The following is a 24,519-nucleotide window of genomic DNA, read 5'->3' on the forward strand; positions in this document are numbered from 1 at the left end:
AAAATCATGATTTCTTCTCATATTCTCACCTTCTTTAAACCTTTTAATGCAATGCAATATATTAGAAATATGATAGATTTATCTAAAATAAAATTTCTATTGTTCGATATTCATACAGTATTTTTTAACTTCATCCCATTCATAAAAAAGACGGAATATATCTTCCTCAATCAGTTTCGAACCCATTTGAACTTCAATAAACTCTAAATTGGTAGTTGCTTTTATACTATGCAAAGTGCCAACAGGAATTTTGATCACATCACCAGGTTTGACGGACCAAATTTCTTTTTCTACCACTACTAATCCTGTTCCACACACAATTGTCCATACTTCATCTCTGTGAAAATGTTTTTGATAGCTAATGTTTTTTCCTGACTTTACAAAAACTTTTTTTGTTAATACTTCCTGTTTATTTTGAGAAGTAAAATAATCAAATACTCTATACGATCCCCACCGTCGCTCATCATACATTGGACGTGAATCGAACTGAAAAAATCCTCCTTTTATTTTCTCGCTGTCTTCTTTATTTGCTATAAGAATACCATCAGAACACACTGCTATAACTATGTTAGATACCCCTACAACCGAAATTGGAAACTCTAATTCATTTATTATATTTACATTTTCAGAGTTAGAGCTTATATGTCCCTTTCCAAGTACTTGGCTATTTACTTCTTCCGTTAAACTTTTCCATGTCCCTAGATCTTTCCACTCACCATCGTAAGGTATAACAATAGTATTATGATTTTTTTCAACAAACTCATAATCAAAACTGTCATAGGGTAATTTATTATAAAACTGCACCATTTCATCAAAATCAATAGGATAATTTTTTTGTTTTATATGTTCTAAAATACATCCGAGTTTAAATGCAAATATACCAGAATTCCAAAAGGCACCTTTATCAATTAAATCATTAGCTTGTTTTGAATTTGGTTTTTCTATAAAAGAATCAACTAGTTGATATTCATTTTTAATTAATGCTGAGTGTTTCGGAATTATATAACCGTATCTATCAGCATTTGAAGTCGGCTTAATTCCAATTAAAGCAATTTCTGCTTTTGAATCTTTAAGGTGAGCTGAAATAGATTTAATATGTTCAAAAAAATCATCTTTTACATAAAAATCAACAGGCATTATAACGACAATTTCGTCATGGCTAATTTTTTTTATAGAGTTTAAATATAAGGAGGCTAATACAATGGCGGGATAAGTATCTCGTCGCTCTGGTTCAATTACAAGTGGTATATTACTACCTAATTGATTTTGAATAATCTCCACTTGTAATTTATTTGTTGCTATTATGGAGTTTTCGGAAAGGTTTGCATTACATAGTTGCTGCCATATTCGCTGAATCATCGAAATTTGCTTGTCAGCTTTATGGCTTGATGGTAATAGTTTTAAAAATTGTTTTGAACGAACATTATTTGACAACGGCCATAACCGTTTTCCAGCTCCTCCTGACAACAAAATAATATGCATATATATTCCTCCAATTGTTTTGTTAATAACGTTCTGCTTTTATTTATTACCGAATAGTAATAATATGGCGCAATCAAAATCAATTTTAAGTAAATTTATTTTTTCCGAATGCAGGAGGGATTATTTTGTCAAAAATTCTAATTACATGTTTAGGCGAAAATAATGAAATGTTTCATTTTAGAATTTTAACTTTATTTAAGACATTAAAAGCATTTGGTGGTCAATTAGCAGATGCAAAATTATTAGCAATCTTTGTTGATAATGTTGATGAACCAATTTACAGGGAATTAAATGAGATGGGTGTACAGGTAAGAATAGTAAAACCGTATGATAGTAAATTACAACGTCATTGTAATAAAATTAGAATGTTAGAAATAGAAGCTGATTATGATGTTTTAATAGCCTTAGATTGTGATACTGTTATTACACGTGATTTTTCATCTGAAATATCTACTTCTCGTATTCGACGTTGTGACTCTTTATTAGATCCCCTTACTATTGATGAATGGAAATATTTATATAACTATTTCAACTTGACTATACCTAAAGTTGAAAATGAGATACATGCTAATAGTGCTGTACTATTTATACCTAAAAGTCATGTGAAACCACTTAGAGATGCATGGTTACAATACGCTAATGTAATTACCGATTTGTTTTTCACTAATGAAAAGTGGAATGTTATTGGTCAAAATAAATATTATACAGATCAATTTGCACTTTCTTTAGCACTTGCTGATCAAAAATTAAATGTAGAGTTATTACCAGCTGAATTTAATATTCATATCAACGGTTCATATCAAGCATGGGCGGAATCCTTGCACCCATATATTATTAGTTACCATCATAATGTTACTCCAGACGGAAAATTAGTAACTACTGGCATGACTGTTCCTGATCAATATATACAAAAAGTTAATAACGAATTAGCTTAATACCTTTTGTGGTTTTTTAAGTTTTGTTTTTATTATCATTAATTATTACCCATTAATATTTTTAAGTACTCCATCAATTCTTCTTTTAATTTAGGCCGTTGTAGTGCGTACTCTAAATTCGCTTTAATAAATCCAAATTTATCTCCAATATCATACCTTTCTCCTTCGAAATAATATGCATAAACATTTTGTTGTTCAGCCATAATACGGATCGCATCTGTTAGTTGAATTTCCATGCCATTAATCTGCGGTAGTCTAGGAATTATCTCTAAAATGTCAGGAGTTAATATATACCGTCCCATAATTGCTAAATTAGAGATACATTTATGGGACGGTGGCTTTTCTATTAATGTATCTACTTGAACAAGATTTTCGGTAATTGTATTTCCTGGTACTACTATTCCATATTTTGAAACATCGTTTAATGGAACCTTTTGAACAGCGACTATGGGAGACTTTAATTTCAAATAAATATTCATTAATTGTTTTAGACAAGGAGTTTTAGACTGAATAATATCATCCCCTAATAATACAGCAAATGGTTCATTTGCAATAAAGCTACGTGCACAATAAACTGCATCGCCCAGCCCTTTTGGTTCTTTTTGGCGAATATAATAAATGTTTGCAAGCCTAGAAATTTTTTTTACATCTTCTAGAATTTCATCTCTCCTACTCTTTAACAATATTTCTTCAAGTTCATATGATTTATCAAAATGATCTTCAATTGCACGTTTTCCTCTTCCGCTTATAATCAATATATCTTCAATACCAGATGCTACAGCTTCTTCAACGATATATTGAATTGTTGGCTTATCAACAATTGGAAGCATTTCCTTTGGTAAAGCTTTAGTCGCGGGTAAAAATCTAGTTCCTAGTCCTGCGGCTGGAATTACAGCTTTACGAATTTTCATTATTAACTTCTCCTAACTATTTTAACTTTTCACACTAATATATTATGCCTATATGGGGGGTTCTTTGAAATAATTGAACACCATTTTAGAATTGTTTCATCTTGCTCTTTCCATGTATGATTGTCTTTATTACTTCTCCTTAAATAGGCAAGGTTATATTTATCTGCCGAAAAAATTTTAAACCCTTTTTCCATACTATCTTGACAAAAATAAACATCTTCTAATAAAGATACATCGCGAAAATTTACCGAATCAAAAACCTTTTTCTTAACTATCTTCTTCCCACCATCTAAAAACGAGGTTTTATCTAAAAATTTATATTCTTGAAAGGGGTTACGCAGTGCCAGAATATCCTTTTCTTCAAAATATATAAAATATGTTAATTTCCCCACTATATCAGCATCCGTATACTGAAAAGCACACATCAAATCAGCTAAATAATTTGGTGCATAGTAATCATCATCATCAAATGTAGCAATAAAATCATAATTCACTTTATCTACTGCAAAATTGTAACAATTCCCTAAAGATGTCCCTTCAGGAATTTGGTATATGTGAATATTTTCAAAGCGGTTTGCTTTTTTTCGATAATAATTAAAATCTAAATCATCTTTATTTAATATGAGTATAAGTTCTTTATTTTCCCACGTTTGATTTGCATAGTTCAACAATATATTTTCTATAAATTGGGGTTTATTTGTGCAGGTTACAATGGAGACTTTTTCTTTGAAGTTGTTAATAAATTTTTTTCTTAATCCAAGTAAAAAGTTTTTGTTATACTCAGCTATTTTTAATAGTTCGGATATAGGCTTATATTGTTCTTCTTTTCGAATTTGAACAATGCTGTTGAATAGGTCTTGGATATTTTCAGGGATACTATTCATACTGTAATCACCTCTTGAAAAATTCAGTTATTTGCAGTTTATGTAGCTCCCAAAATAATGGACACTAAAAAATTGATGAATATCCTCTCTTAATGCATTTCATGTAACAAAACTAATCTTTTGAAATACCATATATTATGCGTCTCCTTTAATATCTATATAGTTAAACTGCCAGAGGTGTATAAAAATGAAACTATTAGTTTTGAATCACTTCCCGACTATTCTTCCTCCAAATACTGGTGGAGTACTTCGATACTTTCACATATATAATCAACTAAGTAAATTTTATGACGTAACTTTATTGTCACAAAAATATATGCCTGAAGTAGAAGAAATTGAATACTCACCTACATTTCGAGAAGTAAAAATTCCTACCAATGACGAACAACATAAAATTGATAAACAATTAATTTTAGAAAAGATGGAGCCTAGATTTTCTACTCATGCCGCTTTAAGTTGTGCATTAATAAAAAAAACACCACCTATATTTCTTAATTATTACAATAAATTTTACAAAAGCACTGATATTATTATCCATGAATCACCCTTTACACTTAAGTATGATATAAATTTCGATTTAGGGGATAAACCTAGGATATACAACAGCCATAATCACGAAGCGATATTCGCTAAAGAAGTTTGGCACGGAAAAAATGCACGTAAGTATATACAATATGTTACACGAATGGAACAATACCTCGTTGAAAATGCAAATTTAGTTTTTGCGACTTCCGAAGAAGACAAAAATAGTTTTATTAATTCATTTAATGTTAGTCCAAAAAATATTAAACTAGTACCGAATGGCATAAATCCTAATGTTTGGTATAAAAGAAAAAAAGCTAATAGTATCAGTTCAAGGAAAACAGCACTTTTTATCGGGAGTATGCATGAACCTAATATTGATATCGTTAATTTTATAATCTCATATTTAGCTCTAAGATGTGAAACAATTGATTTTATTATAGCCGGGCAATGTGGAAAACAATTCTCTAATTGTACATTACCAAATGTAAAAATTATGGGCGAAATAAATGAAGAGCAGAAACTAAAATTGTTTTCGGAATCTGATATAGCTATTAATCCAGCATTTTTTGGAACTGGAACAAAAATTAAAACATTAGAGTTTTTATCAGCCGGGATTCCATTAGTATCGACTGCTGTTGGTGTTAAAGGAATGTATCTTCAAAGTGGAAAACATTATATTCACGCAACTCATGAGGATTTCTCATCTACACTAAATAAAGAAATAGTAAAAATAGATCAATTAGAAGCCATTTCACTACAAGGACAAGAACATGTAAATAATTTTTTTTCATGGGAAAATATTGCAAAGGAAATTAAAGTCCATCTTGACCTTTTAGGTTCTACTAAATAAAAATTAATTTTAATATAGGGAGTTAAGTATTTATGGGCCTAAAAAAAATGAAGGGTTCTTATGATTCTGTAATTAGTTTAGGGGCTTATTGTCAAACTGCATTTCAATTAAAAAGAAAAAAATTAAGGGAAATCTCAACACCTTTAGATTGGATGATTTCTCCCAGTTTAAAAGATGTAAATTGTTTATTAAGAAATCAATTTAGGGATTTTATGGAGTATAAAAATTTAAGGATTAGTAATGCAGCCAATCAATATTCCCACCTAATAATTGATGAATTATATCACATTGAATCTCATCATGATTTTCCTATTGTAGAACAAAGTCAAAATCCGTTATCTATTTATCCAAAATTCAAGAAAAAATTAGATAGTAAAATAGACAACTTTAATAAACTATTATTGAGTAGCAAAAAAATTCTATTTGTTAGAATGGTTGCTACTTATCATGAAATAGTTGAATTAAATACCGTTTTACAGCAATTAACTAACAACGATTTCTTTATTCTAGTTATTAATTTTTCAAAAGATAATAGTTTTGTAGAACGTTTTTGGAATATTGATAATGTATGTTCTATAGAAATAAGAAATACTTTTCCAGGCCGCTGGGAAGGTTGTGATTTGTCATGGGATAAAATTTTAAACGGAGTATCAATTAGTTAATAATAAAGGAAGTGAAATTACTACATGCTGAATGGAAAAAGTATCTATGAATTATTATCCATCGTAGATAATATTGAAGGATGGTTATCTAACTACGAACAGTTTATTTTATTGCATTTACCTGGACTAGTTGATCATTTATCGGGTAGTATTGTTGAAATTGGTTCTTATAAAGGAAAAAGTACAATTGCATTAGCTCTTGGAAGTTTACAAATAAGTAGTAAAAAGCGCCCGATTTATGCAATTGATCCATTTGTCGTACCGCCTTTTCAATACTTTAAAGAAAATATTGAAAATCATGGACTAGAGAATATGATTATCCCTATAAAAAAGCATAGCGAAGAAGCATATAATGATTGTCCTGAAAGCATTTCTGCAATATTTATTGATGGAAATCATAATTATAATCACGTGAAACAGGATATTATTAATTATTCACCTAAAGTAGTCAAAGGTGGTCTTTTAGCCTTTCATGATTATTCTAATTATTTTCCGGGTGTATGCAAAGCTGTAGAAGAGCTTTGTAATAATGAGAACTTTGAATATATATCTCTATACGATTCATTATTAATAGTCCGAAAAAATTAAATAATAGTTTAAAATATTTTTATTAAACAGGAGTGCTGTGAAGTGTTGGATAAATTAATGATTGTAGCACACCCAGATGATGAATCGATTTTTGGAGGCGCTACATTAATAAAAGAGCCTGGATGGAAAGTAATTTGTTTAACAAATGGAGATTATCCTATTAGAGCAAATGAATTTTATACTGCTATGAAACTCATTGGTGTTTCTTGTGAAATATGGGATTATCCTGATCGATATGATGGGAATTTCGATAAATTGCAATTATTGAAAGATTTATCAAAGCTTTTTCAAAAAAATAGTTTTAATTGTATTGTGACACATAATCTTCAAGGTGAATATGGACATAGTCAACATAAATCACTGTCAAAAATTTTACATGAACAAAATTATGATAATTTATATATTTTTAATAAATCTAGCGCAATCCTTCCATATAAATTACTTAGAAAAAAATTAAATTTACTTTCAATATATAAAAGTCAAATTAAGGGTAATATTGAACAATTGATGGATTATATTGTTTATGAAAGTGTTGTCTTATCTGTTAATCATAGTATTGAGTTATAAAAAATTTAATTAACTCCATATTTATTGTTGGAATTTGCAAAAGAGATTACTAGTTATAATTTACATTCTTAAGATAGAAAATCTTTAAAGCGAAAAAATGTAGCAGAATCAGCTTGTTCTAACCTTATTGTTTTAGGTGTAAATATACTGCCAACAATAAAGTGAATTTCAAGCAATCCACAAATTGCGAACCAATTTGTGGGATATATCATAAAAACTTCTTGGACTGATGTATTTTTTTGAATAAAAATCATCGTCATCAAATTTAGCTATAAGTTTATGTTTAACTTTTTGAATACCATAATTTAAACACTCACCTAAGGTGATTTTTTCTAAAAATATATATACATTTTTAGACATAGATGTTCTCAGTTCCCAAACCTCTTTCTTTATGTCATATTTATTTAATATTATAATTAACTTTTTATCCCCTATAATCTTGTTTATCGTAATTTCCGAAAATATTCTTCCTCAACTCTTCTCAAATTGTACAACATATAATGGATATCAAAGTACCTACCACCTTTCTTGTTTAAGACTGATTTTTGAATTTTTATCACAGCTTATTTGTATAGTTAATATATTTATATTTAAATAAATTTCACACATTTTAATAATTTTTCCTGTCGTTTATACAATTATGTAAAGTTGTACAAACGTTATTTATTATAAATTCATATACTATACAGTATGGACAAGCTAAATAGAAAGGAAATGAACATATGGCTGGTAACTATAAAGACAATAAATATTGTTATGAAAGTTTGAAAAAGGTAGCACCTCAAAGTTCCCGACAAGAGTGTTTTATATCTACACATTACACTGCTGGACCTGGTGATAATACACCAATAGATTATTTGTTAAATCCAGGTGAAGGGAATGTAACCTTATACCAAAGTTTTACAAGTAATCAATCTAACTCTCTAATACAAATTTCTGTACCACTTAGTACTACTCCAAACGGTCCACTATTTATTACAATAGAAAGTAAAACTAGTAACCAATCAATTAATGATGTCATTAATGCAGGGCAAACAAAATTATATGAAATAGCAGATCTTAATACTATAATTGCTACAAACGGGAATGCTGACGCTACCACTTTCTTTACTTTATCTATTCAAAACACTTTTTGTTTATGTTGTAATAGTTCTAATTGTGACTAAAATAAATAAAGGAGCTCCTCATTTAATGAGGAGCTCCTTTATCTTCACCACAATCTCATTTCCTGCCCCAACATAATAAGCTCTTCATAAGGATCTCCGTCAATATTTAATACTTGAGCAAAAGCAGGTTCTGTTTTTAAACCGTTCTCTTTTAAGCGAAGAATGTCTTCCCTTATATGGGGATGCTGCATTAATAACATGTGCTCTACTATCATATGTCTATATGCATTTTGGTTACGTACTGGCTTAGGCTGAGCAAATAATTCAAATTCAAAACCTTCAAATTCAAAGTTTATTTTTATCGATTCTGTAGTTTTAATTTTTTTCTTTTTTATTTTGAATCCTTTATAAGAACCGTATAAAGATCTCATTTCCTGTTCAAAAACATCAAAGTTATATACTTCCATTACTATGTCTAAGTCGGATTGAATTGTATCAATTCTTATAGGGATTGTCCCGCAAAGAACGGGACTATACAAAGTTAAATCCTCCATTATATTTAATTTATTCAAAACATCATACACTTTTTGTTGCTTCTCATTCCCAGATTGTAAATATGTAATAGATGTAAACATGGAAGTCTCTCCTTCATTTCACGTAATACGTGACTCACTAAATTCAAGAAAAATTGTCCGTTTAAACTTTTTCTAGGAGTACCTTTATTTCAATATATTAAGGTCAATAAACAATATGTTTCAACTTTTCTCCTATACAGCAATACTATAAAAATAAAAAAGGAGGAATTATTATGAGCATTTTTAACATTCTTTTAACCATCCACATATTATTTGGAACAATATGTTTAATAACCGGTATTATAGCGATGGTTGCTCAAAAGAAGAAAGGAAAACATACGGAATGGGGTGAAATATATCATGCATCCTATGTTGTTATCACCGTTACTGCAATTATATTATCCATTATAAACTGGGATAAAATCGCATATTTATTTTATGTAGCAATTTTCTCTTATTCATTTGCGATTTATGGCTACCTGGCACGAAAAAAACGTTGGAAAAATTGGCTGCATCACCATATTAGAGGTATGTTAGGTTCTTATATAGGTGCAGTAACTGCACTTTTAGTAAACGTCGGTATTCATATTCCCATAATAAATTTACTGCCACCTATATGTTTTTGGTTTTTACCTACATTAATCGGTATTCCTCTCGTAGCCAGTGTATCAAAAAAATATAAAAAGCGTAGTTAAAATTCATTACAATTTCGTTACTTTCTGATGATTAATATAAAAATCATACTCAATGTAATATTTTATTAACAAATTCAAATTCATAATGCTTTAAGTTAATCACTTAGAGATAAATAAAAAGAATCCAATAAAAATATTGGATTCTTTTTCAGATTTCATTTCAATATCAGCTCTATGTATTCAATGATGTTACTATTTGGACCGCAAACTATCTTTGTATACTTGTTTTATTGCCACAGTGATAATTGCACCATTATAATTTAAGATTGTAGCAACGAATGTAAACGATCCGGGTAATTCGTAAACATCCCGTCAACTCCTCATAAAATTAACTTTTTCATGTCTGTTTCATTATCTACAGTAAATGGATGAACTTCTAATCCATGTTTCTTTATTCTCTTTACATAAGCTGAATCAATATATTTATAGTTCATCCCAAGACCGATACAGTATGTTTTATATTTTTTTATCTCTAATTCAGTTAATTGAATTGCCTTTTTGTAAGGTAGTAATTGTACTAGAGGTATATTAACATCTAAACTATGAATTTTTTGCAAACTTTCTTCACTAAATGATTGAATAATAACTTTATCACTTATTTCGTAGTGTTTTATAATTGCTAATAACTTCTCTTCCATACCAGCATATTCATCTGGTGATTTTGTTTCAATATAATAGTTTGCATCATTCCCGAACGTTTCAATAATTTCTTCTAGTGTTGGGACTGTAGCATCTTCAAATTCTTTCTTTGCTAAATTGGGATGCTTTTTATTGAAAAAAGAACCTGCATTTAGTTGCTTTATTTCTTCTAATGTTTGTTCTTTAACTAATCCCATACCGTTTGTAGTACGGTTTACTGTTTCATCATGCATAGCTACTAAATGTCCGTCTTTTGTCATTTGAAGATCAATTTCTATATAATCTCCTTTCAATTGTTGTCCTAATGTATATGCTGCCATTGTATGTTCCGGCGCATACGCAGACGCACCTCTATGTGCAATATTTTTTATGTGATTTGATTGGTTAATAGCTTTCGTATACTTAAGTTCATTTACTTTATGAAAAACAAAAGTACCTATTAATATAATGGTGCAAATGATTGTAACGATATATATTCTTTTCATAAAGATGTATTAACTCCTAAATGAAAGCAATTTGATTCGGATAATTTATTCAATTAAATGTCGATTTTCAAATACTGTCATTTGTCCAACAGATTGAAAGCCAGCCTTTTTATAAATATTAATTCCATCAGGTGAAGCTTGTAATACGCATTGAGCAACCTTCAATTCTTTTGCTTCTTGCAGCAAGTAATTAAACATAGTGGAGCCAAATCCTTGCCCTCTCATTTCTTCTTTAGTTGCTATATCATAAATACCAATACTATCTTTTGTACATACTAATGAACCAACCGATACGACTTCATCTTTATAAAGGCCTATGTACAGTTTCATATTCTCATTATTCCATAAATCGAAAGAAGCGATTTGGTTGTAAAACGCTTGTACATGTATACCTTCCTCTGATGTACCAAATAGATTAGCTAATGTTTCCCCAAACTTTTTAATTTGTCCTAACGAAGATGCTCTTTGTATCGTAAAACCTTCTGGCATGTTTATTGTTGGATGAATTGTTTTTAAGTCTGCTACCATCGCGATATTTTGTTCTGCTTCTTTTAAGCCATTTTTTATTAATTCGCTTTTTATAATCTGCTCATGCCTATCATTCCAAAACCAAACACTCATTGGAAATTTCTTTTGATTATAGTTGTTTACCACTTTATATAATTTCTCAATACCTTCCGTTACATCATTGTTTAGTAAAGTAATGATATTAAATGTATCTGCAGGTAAACCACAGTCGACAGCAATATAATCCTTCGTTTCTTTTACATTCATTCCATGTACCTGTCGCGCAATATATGACGTTTTATATGTGAAGTTATCTATTAATAACTGTTTATAATTCATTCGTTTTTCTCCTTTCATAAAAATTCGTATTCGAATCATTCAGTATTAAATATAACATATATGAAAAGTGCCTATTTCTATAAAAATAGCTCTATACATCACTCTTTTTCCTCTAAAAGAATTAAAAATGATATAACGTTGTCGGAATGAAAAAAGTGGTATATAATAAATATTAACATTACTAGTAATTATTTTAGGTATTCCTAGAATAAAGGAGCGATACATATGAAAATTACTATTTATTTCGGAAGTCATGAAGATCAAGATGTTCGTACTATGGACTGTCATTTAGATGTAGAGGATACAGAAGAGATTGTTTCTGTATCATAATATAAATTGTAGGAATGAACCCTCTTCCCTACAGCGTTTAAGGCACCTTTTACAGGTGTCTTTTTTGTTGCTTTTTTCGTCAAAAACCCTTTACTTTAGAGCGTTTTAATAGTAAAATATAAATATACGAACAAACGTTCTTTTAATTTTAATTGTACATGAAGGGATGATTTTTACAATGGCTCAAGCAAAGCGCAGAGGAAGAAAAAAGCAAACACCTATCATTTCAAATACAGGCTTTATCGGCTCTGTCTTTATTGATACATTGGAGTTACAAAAGAAATCCTATTATTTCGCTCGTAAAAAACTTCAAATTGTTCATCACGTACTTGATGGCCTCTCTGGGGCAACAAGTTCTCTATTTAAAGAACATAACATTTCAGCATACATGTCATGTGTGTATTTACATAAACAAAAGAAAATCGGCTTTGTTCTTTCAACGAAACCATTTGAACAAAGTGACGGTGTTGCTTACTTTATAAATTATTTAATCGAAAAGAATTTTTACGGTAATGACGAAGATGTAGAATATCAAGAAGTATTTAATACAGGTTTTATCGGTGTAGTATTCGCTGATTTATGTAGCATAGATCGCTTTAATTTCGAGTTTGAAATGGGTATGTTAACGAAATTAATGAAAGATATGATTATTCCGGTTAAAGAACTCTTTTTACGCCACAATGTACCGGCCTACATCTCCACTTCTCATTTAGAGGAACAAAACAAATTAGGTTTCGTTCTATCTGTAAAACCGTATGATGAACGTGCAGAAGCAGACTTATATTTTGACGCGTATTTAAAAGAACGCGGGTTATTTATTGGTGATGAAGAAGATGATATAGATAAGATCGTTATTAGAAAAACAGCTGAATTACGATAAAAAAGCGCAGGATGTGGATCCTGCGCTTTTTTATAATTTATGAAGTTGATTTACCAAATAAACGGTATTAGTTTTTTTGTTTTCTGTTTATACACTGCAAATTGTTCCCCATACTTGTTTTGTAAGTAATCATCAGATTTTGGAATATAGTCAAAAACAAATACTAAGAATAGGCCTAGCGGGATAAATAAACTAAAAATATTGCTCGAGATTAATGCTAAACCAAGCACCCAAATGCAATCCCCAAAATAATTAATATGAATCGCATATTTAAATAAACCACCTGTATATAGCTTACCTTGATTTACAGGATTGTCTTTAAAAGGTTTTCTAAGTAACTCTGAAACTGTGTTTAATATACTTCCCCCTAAAAACAATATCCAGCCTATAATAAGAAATGTTAAGTTTGGATCCTGATTACTAGTAATCATTAAGATTGGAAAACCTAAATAATATATTCCAAAAGCAATACTGTTCATAATGGCTTCTTGCCATGTAATCCCTCTAGGCAACCATATAAACATCATAGCTGTTAATCGGAAAGCGGTAATAATTAAAGCTATAAAAAGTCCTATTGAAATACCTGGCTTGAAATAAGTAATGAAAAGTAAGTAATATGCAATGATTAAATAGATAATCTCAGCAACTAAAATCAAGTTTTTTTCCTTTATTGTTGGCCGGTTTATACCATACATTGTGATACGCACCTTCCTTTAATCATTTTATAGGAAAATATACTTCTATAATATTATTCTCCTCCAGTGTGCTATAAGGATTCGTTTTATAAACTTCAAACGGATCGCCATTCAATTTATAGTTCTTTTCTTTAATCCATACATGTAATTTTGTGTGAACAGAAGGTAATTCTTCGTAAGAGCCAATAAGTGTAGCCATTGCGCAAAGGCCGGGATGAAACAATTTTGTTTTATTTGTGGCCTTGGTAAGAGGAATCGCAATTTCTACATCATAATTTTCAGGTGTATATTCTGAACTATGGAATATAGCAAGTGGTTTTGCAATAGGCGATAAATTTTCAAATGAAATTTTACTGAACAACCCATTAAAGTGCATTAGGAAATCAGAGATATTTATTCGCTTTCGCTGAGATACTATATGAAAGGTTAAGTGATTTACAAGATTAATCTCAATATAATTTAAGTAATCCATGATACTTTCCTCTTCATCTAATTGTTGAATATCAAACTTTAATTTTTTTAATAAAGAAGAATAAAATGTAATCTGTTGTGTTAGACTTTCTTGTTTGGTTTTCATTTTAGAGTTAAGCAACTCTGTATTCTCCCAATTTGCTAAAATATCCTTAATTTCTTCCAGAGAAAATAAATAAGTTTTTAATCGTGTAATCAATAAAGCAATTTCTAATTGGGAAATATTATAGTAGCGATAGCCATTCTTAGCGTCTATGAAATCAGGTTTTAAAAGCCCAATTTCATCATAGTAGCGCAGCGTCTTCATTGTAAGATGCGATATTTTTGAGAACTCCCCAATTGAAAGCATACCACTCACCTCCTGTTATTAATTATTTTAAATATACTGCTTCCTGTAAGGGGAAGGTCAATCCATAAAGCTAAATTTTCTTTTTGTATTTATCCCCCTAAAATGAATATGTACTTTCTTCAACATTGTCCATAGGAATTCAATCCATTTTTTCGTTTTATAGTATTTGCTTTTCTTACCTTGAAAGATATAGCAATATACATTCTATAAATAACCTAAGATTCTATGAAGCACTATAATCTTTCGAATGAACTTCTAACGTGAAACGATTTGATGAAGCTTTAATTACTATTAAATATAAGATTCCACCTACAATTGGAATGATGTAGGCTGGAATATAATTTAATAATAGACCTGATATTGCGAGTGCTATTGGCTGCATCATTTTACCTAAGCTTAATCCAATACTAAGCACTCTGCCCCTATATTCATCAGGAATCTCTTTTTGCATGAAATAAATTAAAGGAATATCAATTAGCGCTATAATAATCCCTAAAAAGATCATAACAACACAATACGTAATAACGAATACAAAATCATTCACTTCAAAGTTTTTGAATAAAACTGGAATCCCCGAAAAAATCATAATAACTGACAACATAGAACTTAGCTTTTTCAAAAGATAAGAGTAAGAAAAACGATCAGTTATCTTTTTTACTACAATTGCACCAATTATCATCCCTACTGGAAAAGTCCCTTGAATGATACCAAATTCCTTAGAAGTCAGATTGAGTACTGTGTTAATAATGTATGGCAATGGAACAGTTACAGCAAAGCCTAAGAAGAAATTAAACGAAATTAAAATATGAAACGTATTCTTTAAGCTTTCCTTTTCAAGTAAGTAAGAAAACCCCTCTATTATATCTTTAATAAAATTAACTCTTCTTTTTGAACTTTCCTCATTTATATTACACTCGAACAATTTAAAGTGAATAAATAGTAATGCTATCCCTGAAAGAATGAATGAAATACCGTTTATAATTATAAAAGTTTTAATATCAAATACTGAAAAAACGATGCCACCTAACATAGGGCCAAGAATTAAAGATACAGAATCGATAATTTTACTTATAGAATTAATACTCATAAGCCTCTCTTTAGAGACGATATTTGGTTTTGCAGCTTCTAACCCTATTCCAAAAAAGGTTGTAAATACCGTCATAAGAAAGGTTGTAGTATAAATAATGAATAAATTTAATCCATAATAGCTGCTTAATATATAAACAGTTATTAATAAGCACCCACTTAGTAAATCCATACAAACGACGAGTTTCTTTTTATTAACTTTATCAGCAATTACACCAGCAAATGGATTCATAACAATCATTGGAATCGTTCCTAATATGAGCGTAATCGCGAAATTTAACGCAGAGCCAGTTATTTGTAAAACATATAATCCTAGCGCGAAACTATACATAGAGCTACCGAATATTGATACTGTTTTTGCAATTGAATATAAACAAATATTTCTTAGTTCTTGGTTTCTATTTTTATTTTCTATATGTAATCGTAAACTTCTCATAACAATCCCCCCACTTTTCTTTGTATTACATTAAGTGTAAGTTCTTGGGTTAACCCAATAGCAATATGTACTATTTGAAAAGTTTTAAGGGAGAATAAATAAAAGATGGGGTTAACCCCATCTTTTTCCGAAAAATGAATATGTATAAATTTCTTCTCCTTGTACAAAGAAACCCTCGTACTTACCTCCCCGTTTCAAATAGTTTGAAGTACTTTCATCAATGAATTGAAACTGTAGATTTTGGATTTCTTTCGTTACTTTTGAAAGTGTAAAATTTGTTCGGAATTTATTTGTAATTTGGCTATTTGAGCTGAAATTTTTAAATAAAATAAATAAACTTAATAAATAGCAATCCGTTTTAAATAGCGGATTTAATTCGTGAAGTAAAAATTTCTCATGCTCAAAACTATAATTGCTCGTACCAGAATGATCAATTACAATATCAACTGACTTATTCTGAATAGGGATATTCAAGAAATCAGCACAGATAAAGAGAATGTTTCTTTTTGGATTTCTTCTTGCTAATACATCTTTTAAAAATAAAAGTTTATTTAAATCTCGATCTACTGCAATATATAGGCAATCTTCGGGTAGTTCTTCATAAATATTTCTCAAAAAGAATCCAAGTCCCGATCCTATATCCAGTATTAATTTGTTATTTAAATCTAAATGTATTAGTTTTTTTTTCGCCCATTCCCCTTCTCTATGCATATTTTCCAAATACGCATTATCAGTTTCATGAATATAATCCGAAATAGTATCTTCAAGTGACGTTTGCTCATTTACTTTAAATGATTTACCAGCAGTTATAATTCCTGAAGTAATAATATATTCTTCACCACAATTACAAATTAGCTTCCCCTCGGTAATTTGATTGTTATTAATAATTCCCTCTTGAAGAATTAGTTTTTTACTACATTTAGAACATGTAAGTAAATGTAGTACACTTAAATCTATCCCTATAATTGAATTAGAAGTTTCGCTTGTTGATATTAAATCATGTAACACTTTCTTTAATTTATCCCGTTTCTTCTCCAAGAGTTCTATTTCCTGTTCCAACTTGTCATATTTCAGTTTAAATAAAGATTGGTAAAAAGTAGCTTTTTCGTAATTCATAGCTTTCGCTAAATTTTTATAAAAAAATAGTTCTTTAATTTCATTCAAACTAAATCCTAGCTCTTTGTAATGTAATATAAGCTCTAAATCTATTTGACAATACTCATCAAAAAAATAGTGCCCTCCCTTTTTTTCAGGAATTATGAGGCTGAGATCCATATAATGTCTAATTGTATCAATACTTATGTTATTTAATTTTCCAAACTTACCGATTTTCATAGCATCACTACCATTTGTATATTTTTTTATATAGATTTCTATTTTTACATTTAAAAACCCTTTAAACTTTTGAAACAACATTATTTACGTTATGTATGGGATATTTGAATGCCACATATTTTATAGGTGTATAATCCTTTTATTTAATTAAATTTCCATGTAAATGGACATCATCACATCTATTTTATTAAACCATTGGAGCAGGATTACTGTAGAATGTTACTTATAATATGTCATAAACAAAATCTACACGACGTGCTAAAATGGCAAGGTTAAATTTATTAAAAGGGATAGGACAAAATACTGTTCATAGTTATTTTAGCTTTATAGATTAATAAGAAGGCGGATTTATTTCTTTAATATAAAAAGGCACTTACTGAAAAAGTAAACCCTCGAGAATTTTAAAGATTTTCATCTCCAAATACCTTACGAGTTATTGCTACAGATCATAGTTGTGTACAACAAATTGATAGAAAATAAGAAAAAATTTTTATTACTTTTTATGTTTAGAGAAGTTAAAAAACCGCTAACATCTCTTTCATACGCATGGAATATACAGGAATTTATAACTTAATATAGAACATAAAAAGGAGAAGTTTATATTCTAAATAAGGGGATATGCATATGGAATTTGGGATTAGAAAATGAAAATTGCAATAGTCTGTTTTGATAACTTTACTGATATAGATGTATTTCTACCATGGGATTTATTAAATCGTGTACGTTTAGTTGGCGGTATTTCTGATTGGAACGTTCAACTATTAGGAACGGAAAAAACTCATATATCCATGTCTGGCTTACGTATTCCCATGACAGGAAGCATATCTGATATTCCTACTGCTGACGCAGTAATATTCGCAAGCGGTAAGGGTGTACAAGATTTATATAAAAACCAAGAATATATTAATAGCATTCATATAGATCCTCAAAGACAATTAATAGGATCTATGTGTTCCGGTTCATTACTACTAGGAGCTAAAAAATTGCTAACAGGTAAAAAAGCCACTACATATCCATCCGCAGTAGAACAGCTTAAAGAATTCGATGTAGATGTTATTGAACAAAGTTTCGTAAACGAAGGAAATATCTCCACTGCTGCAGGTTGTTTCGCTGCTCAAGATCTCTCAGCTTGGATTATAAGAACCCTAATCAATGAAACAATGGTCGATACTGTACTAGAAACTGTTCAGCCAGTAGGCAAAGGTTTATATTTTTAATTTGAAATCAAGTTGAGGGATTGGTTGCTCCTAAAAACGATAAAATGAGACTTTTTGCTTGATGGCGACGTAATATGCTTCCAATTTCAATTTAATTAAATAAAAAACCCGCGAATCATTCACGGGTTTTCCTCTTAATAACTAATTGCTATTGTACCTTCACCTGCATGAACCGCAAATGAAATTGGTAATGGATATAGTTTAAAGTCCATTTCAGGGAATGCTTGTCTAATATCCGAAATCCATTCTTCAGCTCCATCTTTATCGTTAGCATGGAACATATGTAGTACTTTTGGTAATTCTTTTTCAAGCTCATTTTTAATGTATTCTCGACATTTTTGGATTTTGCGAACTTTCTTTTCAAGTAAAAGCTCTCCACCTTTTACTTCTAATATTAAGTTGACACTTAATAAACTTCCAAGTAAAAATTGAACTCCCTTTACACGTCCACTTGCGTAAAGGCCTTTTAAACTTTTCGGGAATACGTGGAAAGGTCTTCTTTTTTCATCTACTAATGTTTTGTGTATATCTTGTAACGTCATACCATCATTGTATAACGATTTCGCTTTTCTAATTAGTTCATCCATTGGATAACTTGTTGTTTCACTATCCAATACCGTTAATGGGAAACCTGCCATGTCTGCAGCTAACTTCATGTTTTGATAAGTTCCACTTACTTTTCCGCTAATAGCAACTGCAAATCCCTCTTCATATTCTTCTTTGCATTTCGAAAATAACTCTACCATTTCCCCTATGCTAGGTTGTGATGTAGTGACAGTTTTACCTTCGTTCAACGCATTATAGACGCGCTCACGCACACCTTCTTCACAATCTTTGTACGACACACCATCAATAATAACTTCAATTGGGATAACAAAGTTATCTCCTTCTGTTGTAAAACTCGCAGTTGTACTATCAGTAATCCAAGCAACACGCTTCATGTTGTTCCTCCCTTAATTCAATTCCTCTTTTCTGACTTTTCTATATATTTATGTTACGAAAAGAGAATATCCCTGTAATAGTAACAGGACTTTATTGTTTTGGCTATAGTAGATGCATATTAAATGTGAAATTTTTTTGTCATTTTCACGAAAAAAAGAAGAAAATCGAAGTATTTGCCCAATTTTCTTCTTATCATGCGTTATTTAAACGTTTCATTATCTAAAATTACAACATAATCATTCGTCAATCGGCCGGCTTCCTTCGTATAACTAACCAGTCTTTGTACGTTATCACAGCTAAGTTTTGCTCCCCATACGAGTAACGGTACACCGATAAAATCGATGTGGAATCTTCTAGAAAAAAGCCCCCCAAAAGTCATAGGTAAAGGAACTGTTGGTGATGTATTAGAAAAAATTATCTTCTCATGACTTTGATAATGTTTTTGCAGAATCTCTCCTAAATGCTTCATCGCAGGTACAACGATTTTTGATGCGCCGCATCCAATTGTATAAACTGGATTACCATTTTCGTCTATTCCATGAAAAATGATTTTCCCCATATCTTCTGTTTTCAATTTATTAAAGTAATCTACATTTAATATTTCTTCTTTCGTTAACTTACGATCAGTAGGTAATTTATTTAAATGATAAGCTGCAGCAAGTGCAGTTGAATGTGTTCCACCGAAATCTGTGTAAATGAATATCATATTATCATCCCTTGTTGTAAAAGTTCAATGTTATTTAGTATTACCGTTCACAGCATTGATAAACAAAGGATGAATGTATTTACAATTTTTTTGTTAATTCATTATATATTTTTGGGTTATACTCTCGTCTATTTATTACGGTACATAATGTAATAATCGTAAGCATTATTAATAAAAATAAACATATCTATTAACCCGTATGAACTGTCAATTATCAATAGATTCTACACCTTTAGAATTAGTCTTATTTAATACTTGAATATTAAATTTACTAGCTAGCATTAAAGTGATTTTATAAATAAAATATCCAACAATAGAACCTATAACGTTACAGATTACATCATCAATATCAGTAATGCGTATCCAACTACTAAATAAAGACTCTATTAGCTGTAATAATTCAATACTAAAAGATATAGCCAAACCTAATAAAATAGTGTTTTTAAACTTTTTAAATATATCCCATATAATTGGTGCTAAAAATCCTAAAGGCATAAATAATAAAATATTTCCGCCTACATTTCTTACGATTAGACCAATCATAAATAGGACATCACCATCGTAAGCACTCCCTATTTTACCAATATCTTCAATAATGGAAGCAAAGGGGATAATATTAATTGAAAGTCTAATATGTTCAATATTAGTTGAAAAACCAATTGGTATGGGGAATAAAGTTACCGCAACAACCATACCAATATAAGTTGCGAACAGAAAACTAATTAGTTCTTTCCACCAATTCACACCTTTTTTACTTTTCATTCCAATAAAAATACTTCGTACAATCAAATAACAGATAACTCCTACTATGATAAACACACTACCATTGATCATATACAAACTGTTAACACATCCCTTCATAGTGATATTTTGTAAATCTTAAAATATAAATACAATGATTAAGAATTCACTTGTATAGAATTATATTTCATTCTAGAAAACCTTTATTTATAAAATAAAGGTTTTCTAGTTAGTTAAAATACTTTTCAAAACAAAAACAATCGTGAACTCGTTTGAATTGTTTTCTTATCTCTTCTTTATTTTCACCCGTATAATGAGCAAATGTTTGAACTGGATATAATTTATCTATATTACTTTTCATTACACCTTTTATCTCGTCTGTATGATCGGAGTATATGTGTAAATATGAATCTACGTTTACAAATCCGTTCTTTTCATACCATCCATGTACCCATAGGTTGTCCCTAGTCCATGCTTCCAATCGATTTAGGTTAAGTTCTTTCGCTAACTTCTCTGCCTCATTTAATAGTTGATTACCAATTTTCATTCTACGGAAATCCGGATGAACAGCAATATGCCAAATCATGCCGCCAAGACCAATCCCTTTTGAACAAACTGTACGTTCTTCTAATTCGTATTCAATATCTATTAAACCCACAATTTTATTTTCAAATACAGCTACTAATTCAATAGCAGGATTTTCATATTTTTCTTTCTCTCTAAAAACGTTATCGTAATATGCTGTATCTAAAAAAGATAATACACGGCAACGTACCCATCCTGTTTCATCAGATTTTTTATACGCTCTAATTTCTATTTCCATATAATTAAAAAGCCCCTTCTATTTCTGTCATTAATTTTTCGGGTCCTGCCTCTTTATTTGATGGGATAACTAATGTAATTCCTAAGTCTGGATATACGGCCGAGCGAAAACTGACTCCTGGATCATATCCCATTACATGATATTTGAATATCTTCTTTTCTCTTGTTTCAATCCATATTCCATAGCCGTAAGACTGATTATTATTTACTTGTATATGCGGGGTTAAAAGTATCTTTGTATATTCTCGGCTTACGATTTCATAGTTAAACAATGCTTCCCAGAACTTCAGCATGTCTGGCGCAGTAATAAAAGCTCCACCATCAGATCCTCCTATTATTGGTATAGAGTAGATGTTTGTTCTCCAATTTTGGTTAGTTTTATCTTTTATATATCCGAGAGCTGTCTGCCTTGGTAATGTATCTAAAGAAAAATAGCCAGAATCGTTCATACCAATGGGCTTAAATATGTTTTTTTCTATATACTCCGTAAATTTAAGTCCTGTCTGTTCTTCGATTATTAATCCGAGTATGATAAAACCTGCATTATTGTAGTGAAACTTGCTTCCAGGTGCAAACATCATATTTCTGTTTTGGAATAATGGTAAGAAGTCTTTTAAACTTTTTAAAAGATACATAGGTGTTTGTTTCCATAGATCTTCGAAGTTATCCATAATACTTTCATCAAAATAATCTGGAACACCCGAACTATGCGTCAAAAGGTGATGTATTGTAATATCTTCATTAAAGTTTGGAAATTTAATCCTTAAACACTCTTTTAGCTTTGTTTGAAACGTAATTACACCTCTTTCAACAAGTTGACAGATACCGATAGCAGTGAATATTTTACAACCGGAGGCAATTCCGAACTTTGTTTGTAGCGTATTGTTTATACATTCATTTCGATTTGCGTAACCAAACGCCTCTTCATAGGCTATGCCTTTTTCTTCTTTCACTAAAATTACCCCAGAGAAATCTATATGCCGATGCATTTCTTTTACAATGCTGTCTATTTGATCTTTTGTTTTCATTACAAAAACCACCCTCGTTTATCAATATTGTTCACCCTTCTTATATTTCCATATATAGGAGGGTGAACCCTCCTATTGAATACAGTAAATCAAAACCAAGAGAACTATTTTGAATTGATTGACTCAGAGGAATGCACTTTAGACTGTGATGGCAATAAAGTAAACACACACAATACGATAGTAATAAGTAGCATTACCAATGAGCCTACAATAACCACAAGTTGTATAGAAATAAATTGAGTTGCAACTCCGAACAAAATCGTAATTAAAATGGTGATGCCCGCAATCACAAGCCCATATATACTCCCAATCCGTCCCATGATATGGACAGGGACATTATTTTGATAAAAGGTATAAAATCCTGTGTTTGCATACGCCATAGAGAAAGATAAAATAAAGAATCCAATAGCAGCTATTAAAAATTCATTTGAAAAAGCATAAATTAAATAACCGATTGCTATGAATAATGATCCTATTCCAATTAAAAATGAAGGCACTATTTTTTTGGATAAAATTGTATTTATTATTGCTCCTAAAATAAACCCGGCTCCAGCGATACTAACTAAAAAGCCATATTCACTATCTGTTAACAATAAAACTTCTTTCGCAAATGACAATTCAAGTGAATCATTTGCGGCAGTTAAAACCATCATTCCTTGAAATAAGAAGTACACAAAAACGATATATAAAGATTTTTTACTGAAATTTAAAACAATGTTCCAATCTTTTTTTAGTACAGCTAAAGATAACTTGTCATTTGATGTAGTAATATCGGATTTTTTATCAAGATTAGGTAACAGTAATGTAATTACTCCTGATAGGAGAAATGCTATAGCATTTATATATATAGCAAACTCTGGTGTACTTGCTATTAACAATAGTCCCGCTATTGCTGGACCAATTAAAGATGCACCAGATCCTATTAAACTACGTAATGCGTTGAAACGTTGTCTTTGCTCAACTGGAATTAATTTCGTCATATACGTCATAGCAGTTGGCTCATAAATCGCACTGGCCATACTTATAAAGAATACGAATACATAAACAATCCAAAGTGATGGAAGTAAAGGTAAAATAGCGATAAATACCGCACGATATATATCGAGGTGAATCATTAACTTCCGCTTATTTAAACGATCAATCATACTTCCTGACCAAGCGTTTGTAAATAAGGCGGCTAATGGTTTAATTACATATAAAGTAGCTACAGCTAAGGCTGATCCTCCCATATTATAGACAAGTACATTCAGTGCTATTAAGTAAATCCAAGCTCCTAAATTCGCAATACCAACTCCGGACAGTAGTAATAAAGGATATTTCCAATCTTTAAGTAAGTTTTTCATTTTAGGCCCCCGCTTTCCAAATTGTTTTGAAACAATAAAAAAATCCCACCCCCAAGACTTTTTGTCTTAGGGACGAGATTTATCATCGCGGTGCCACCCTAGTTTGTTAATATGTCGCCACATTAACCTTATCAGGTACTGCATTGTAATTCATGCTTATACCATAGCTCTATAACGGGAGCTCCCGTCACACCATCCCCTAATAATAAGTTCCGATGCGCTGCTCAGAGGCTTGGTTCAATAAAGAATTTTTACTCCTTTTCAGCTAAATGGAGCTCTCTGTGAAAAATTCATTTTATTTACTCTTCTCTTCACTGCATTTGATTTTTCCATATTATCACAATTATTTTTAACTGTAAATAAAAAATAATCAGATATTTAACGACCT

The 24,519-nt window shown here is 30.4% G+C and carries 25 protein-coding genes and 1 other annotated feature; of the genes, 9 read left to right on the forward strand and 16 right to left on the reverse strand.

Features of this window, described 5'->3' with window-relative positions:
- Nucleotides 1-96: 96 nt before the first annotated feature.
- Nucleotides 97-1,482 carry a sugar phosphate nucleotidyltransferase gene (locus AABL52_RS13990; protein ID WP_341517704.1) on the reverse strand — a complete coding sequence of 462 codons (1,386 nt, stop codon included), beginning with the start codon at nt 1,480-1,482 and terminating at the stop codon, nt 97-99.
- Between the two features lie 125 nt (nt 1,483-1,607).
- Here AABL52_RS13990 and AABL52_RS13995 point away from each other — a divergent pair, with 125 nt between their 5' ends.
- Nucleotides 1,608-2,417 carry a hypothetical protein gene (locus tag AABL52_RS13995; RefSeq protein ID WP_341517705.1) on the forward strand — a complete coding sequence of 270 codons (810 nt, stop codon included), beginning with the start codon at nt 1,608-1,610 and terminating at the stop codon, nt 2,415-2,417.
- Nucleotides 2,418-2,455: 38 nt separating this feature from the next.
- Here AABL52_RS13995 and galU read toward each other — a convergent pair whose 3' ends face one another.
- On the reverse strand, nt 2,456-3,328 hold the full coding sequence (gene galU, locus AABL52_RS14000) for a UTP--glucose-1-phosphate uridylyltransferase GalU (RefSeq protein WP_341517706.1): 873 nt from the start codon (nt 3,326-3,328) through the stop codon (nt 2,456-2,458).
- A gap of 29 nt (nt 3,329-3,357) precedes the next feature.
- Nucleotides 3,358-4,212 carry a glycosyltransferase gene (locus tag AABL52_RS14005; protein WP_340420094.1) on the reverse strand — a complete coding sequence of 285 codons (855 nt, stop codon included), beginning with the start codon at nt 4,210-4,212 and terminating at the stop codon, nt 3,358-3,360.
- 187 nt (nt 4,213-4,399) lie between these two features.
- Here AABL52_RS14005 and AABL52_RS14010 point away from each other — a divergent pair, with 187 nt between their 5' ends.
- The 5 genes from AABL52_RS14010 (at nt 4,400) to AABL52_RS14030 (ending at nt 8,570) form a co-directional block, all read left to right on the forward strand.
- Nucleotides 4,400-5,587, forward strand: a complete 1,188-nt coding sequence (locus AABL52_RS14010; RefSeq protein WP_341517707.1) for a glycosyltransferase family 4 protein — start codon at nt 4,400-4,402, stop codon at nt 5,585-5,587.
- Between the two features lie 32 nt (nt 5,588-5,619).
- Nucleotides 5,620-6,249 (forward strand): DUF1796 family putative cysteine peptidase, encoded by a 630-nt coding sequence (locus AABL52_RS14015; protein ID WP_341517708.1) that lies wholly within the window; start codon nt 5,620-5,622, stop codon nt 6,247-6,249.
- 24 nt (nt 6,250-6,273) lie between these two features.
- A complete protein-coding gene (locus tag AABL52_RS14020; protein WP_341517709.1) occupies nt 6,274-6,837 on the forward strand; it encodes a class I SAM-dependent methyltransferase in 564 nt (187 codons plus the stop codon).
- A 42-nt stretch (nt 6,838-6,879) separates the two neighbouring features.
- Nucleotides 6,880-7,404 (forward strand): PIG-L family deacetylase, encoded by a 525-nt coding sequence (locus AABL52_RS14025; protein ID WP_341517710.1) that lies wholly within the window; start codon nt 6,880-6,882, stop codon nt 7,402-7,404.
- A 722-nt stretch (nt 7,405-8,126) separates the two neighbouring features.
- Complete coding sequence (locus tag AABL52_RS14030; RefSeq protein WP_341517711.1) at nt 8,127-8,570, forward strand: hypothetical protein; 444 nt, start codon at nt 8,127-8,129, stop codon at nt 8,568-8,570.
- A gap of 44 nt (nt 8,571-8,614) precedes the next feature.
- Here AABL52_RS14030 and AABL52_RS14035 read toward each other — a convergent pair whose 3' ends face one another.
- Nucleotides 8,615-9,145, reverse strand: coding sequence for a DUF4269 domain-containing protein (locus AABL52_RS14035; RefSeq protein ID WP_341517712.1), 531 nt, complete (start codon nt 9,143-9,145; stop codon nt 8,615-8,617).
- Nucleotides 9,146-9,318: 173 nt separating this feature from the next.
- On the opposite strand from AABL52_RS14035, the gene AABL52_RS14040 reads away from it, so the two are divergent.
- Complete coding sequence (locus AABL52_RS14040; protein ID WP_341517713.1) at nt 9,319-9,780, forward strand: DUF2306 domain-containing protein; 462 nt, start codon at nt 9,319-9,321, stop codon at nt 9,778-9,780.
- A 320-nt stretch (nt 9,781-10,100) separates the two neighbouring features.
- Here the strand turns inward: AABL52_RS14040 and AABL52_RS14045 are convergent, their stop codons facing one another.
- Both AABL52_RS14045 and AABL52_RS14050 read right to left on the reverse strand, forming a co-directional pair.
- Nucleotides 10,101-10,904, reverse strand: a complete 804-nt coding sequence (locus AABL52_RS14045; protein WP_341517714.1) for a glycerophosphodiester phosphodiesterase — start codon at nt 10,902-10,904, stop codon at nt 10,101-10,103.
- Nucleotides 10,905-10,949: 45 nt separating this feature from the next.
- Nucleotides 10,950-11,750 carry a GNAT family N-acetyltransferase gene (locus AABL52_RS14050; protein WP_341517715.1) on the reverse strand — a complete coding sequence of 267 codons (801 nt, stop codon included), beginning with the start codon at nt 11,748-11,750 and terminating at the stop codon, nt 10,950-10,952.
- Between the two features lie 496 nt (nt 11,751-12,246).
- Between AABL52_RS14050 and AABL52_RS14055 the strand changes: the two genes are divergently transcribed.
- The gene (locus AABL52_RS14055) at nt 12,247-12,960 is read left to right on the forward strand and encodes a hypothetical protein (protein WP_341517716.1); all 714 of its coding nucleotides are present in this window, start codon (nt 12,247-12,249) and stop codon (nt 12,958-12,960) included.
- A 50-nt stretch (nt 12,961-13,010) separates the two neighbouring features.
- Here the strand turns inward: AABL52_RS14055 and AABL52_RS14060 are convergent, their stop codons facing one another.
- The 4 genes from AABL52_RS14060 to AABL52_RS14075 form a co-directional block, all read right to left on the reverse strand.
- On the reverse strand, nt 13,011-13,655 hold the full coding sequence (locus tag AABL52_RS14060) for a methyltransferase family protein (RefSeq protein WP_341517717.1): 645 nt from the start codon (nt 13,653-13,655) through the stop codon (nt 13,011-13,013).
- 22 nt (nt 13,656-13,677) lie between these two features.
- A complete protein-coding gene (locus AABL52_RS14065) occupies nt 13,678-14,475 on the reverse strand; it encodes a MerR family transcriptional regulator (protein ID WP_341517718.1) in 798 nt (265 codons plus the stop codon).
- A 223-nt stretch (nt 14,476-14,698) separates the two neighbouring features.
- Entirely contained in the window at nt 14,699-15,997 is a 1,299-nt protein-coding gene (locus AABL52_RS14070) for an MFS transporter (protein ID WP_341517719.1), read from the reverse strand.
- Between the two features lie 111 nt (nt 15,998-16,108).
- The gene (locus tag AABL52_RS14075; RefSeq protein WP_341517720.1) at nt 16,109-17,332 is read right to left on the reverse strand and encodes a methyltransferase domain-containing protein; all 1,224 of its coding nucleotides are present in this window, start codon (nt 17,330-17,332) and stop codon (nt 16,109-16,111) included.
- Nucleotides 17,333-17,976: 644 nt separating this feature from the next.
- Between AABL52_RS14075 and AABL52_RS14080 the strand changes: the two genes are divergently transcribed.
- Nucleotides 17,977-18,549 carry a DJ-1/PfpI family protein gene (locus AABL52_RS14080; RefSeq protein WP_341517721.1) on the forward strand — a complete coding sequence of 191 codons (573 nt, stop codon included), beginning with the start codon at nt 17,977-17,979 and terminating at the stop codon, nt 18,547-18,549.
- A gap of 134 nt (nt 18,550-18,683) precedes the next feature.
- Here AABL52_RS14080 and AABL52_RS14085 read toward each other — a convergent pair whose 3' ends face one another.
- The 6 genes from AABL52_RS14085 to AABL52_RS14110 all read right to left on the reverse strand — a co-directional run bounded on the left by AABL52_RS14085 (nt 18,684) and on the right by AABL52_RS14110 (nt 24,131).
- Nucleotides 18,684-19,490 carry a DegV family protein gene (locus AABL52_RS14085; RefSeq protein ID WP_000831955.1) on the reverse strand — a complete coding sequence of 269 codons (807 nt, stop codon included), beginning with the start codon at nt 19,488-19,490 and terminating at the stop codon, nt 18,684-18,686.
- A gap of 200 nt (nt 19,491-19,690) precedes the next feature.
- Entirely contained in the window at nt 19,691-20,197 is a 507-nt protein-coding gene (locus AABL52_RS14090; RefSeq protein ID WP_097844882.1) for a DUF3189 family protein, read from the reverse strand.
- 207 nt (nt 20,198-20,404) lie between these two features.
- On the reverse strand, nt 20,405-21,058 hold the full coding sequence (locus AABL52_RS14095) for a VanZ family protein (RefSeq protein ID WP_341517722.1): 654 nt from the start codon (nt 21,056-21,058) through the stop codon (nt 20,405-20,407).
- Nucleotides 21,059-21,167: 109 nt separating this feature from the next.
- The gene (locus tag AABL52_RS14100; RefSeq protein ID WP_341517723.1) at nt 21,168-21,761 is read right to left on the reverse strand and encodes a GNAT family N-acetyltransferase; all 594 of its coding nucleotides are present in this window, start codon (nt 21,759-21,761) and stop codon (nt 21,168-21,170) included.
- Nucleotides 21,762-21,765: 4 nt separating this feature from the next.
- Nucleotides 21,766-22,788 (reverse strand): serine hydrolase domain-containing protein, encoded by a 1,023-nt coding sequence (locus AABL52_RS14105; RefSeq protein WP_341517724.1) that lies wholly within the window; start codon nt 22,786-22,788, stop codon nt 21,766-21,768.
- A 104-nt stretch (nt 22,789-22,892) separates the two neighbouring features.
- Nucleotides 22,893-24,131: an MFS transporter gene (locus tag AABL52_RS14110; protein ID WP_341517725.1), complete on the reverse strand. Its 1,239-nt coding sequence runs from the start codon at nt 24,129-24,131 to the stop codon at nt 22,893-22,895.
- Nucleotides 24,132-24,196: 65 nt separating this feature from the next.
- Nucleotides 24,197-24,455 (reverse strand) — a binding site (T-box leader).
- Nucleotides 24,456-24,519 lie beyond the last annotated feature (64 nt).

Source organism: Bacillus paramobilis, assembly GCF_038096195.1.
GTDB lineage: Bacteria > Bacillota > Bacilli > Bacillales > Bacillaceae_G > Bacillus_A > Bacillus_A mobilis.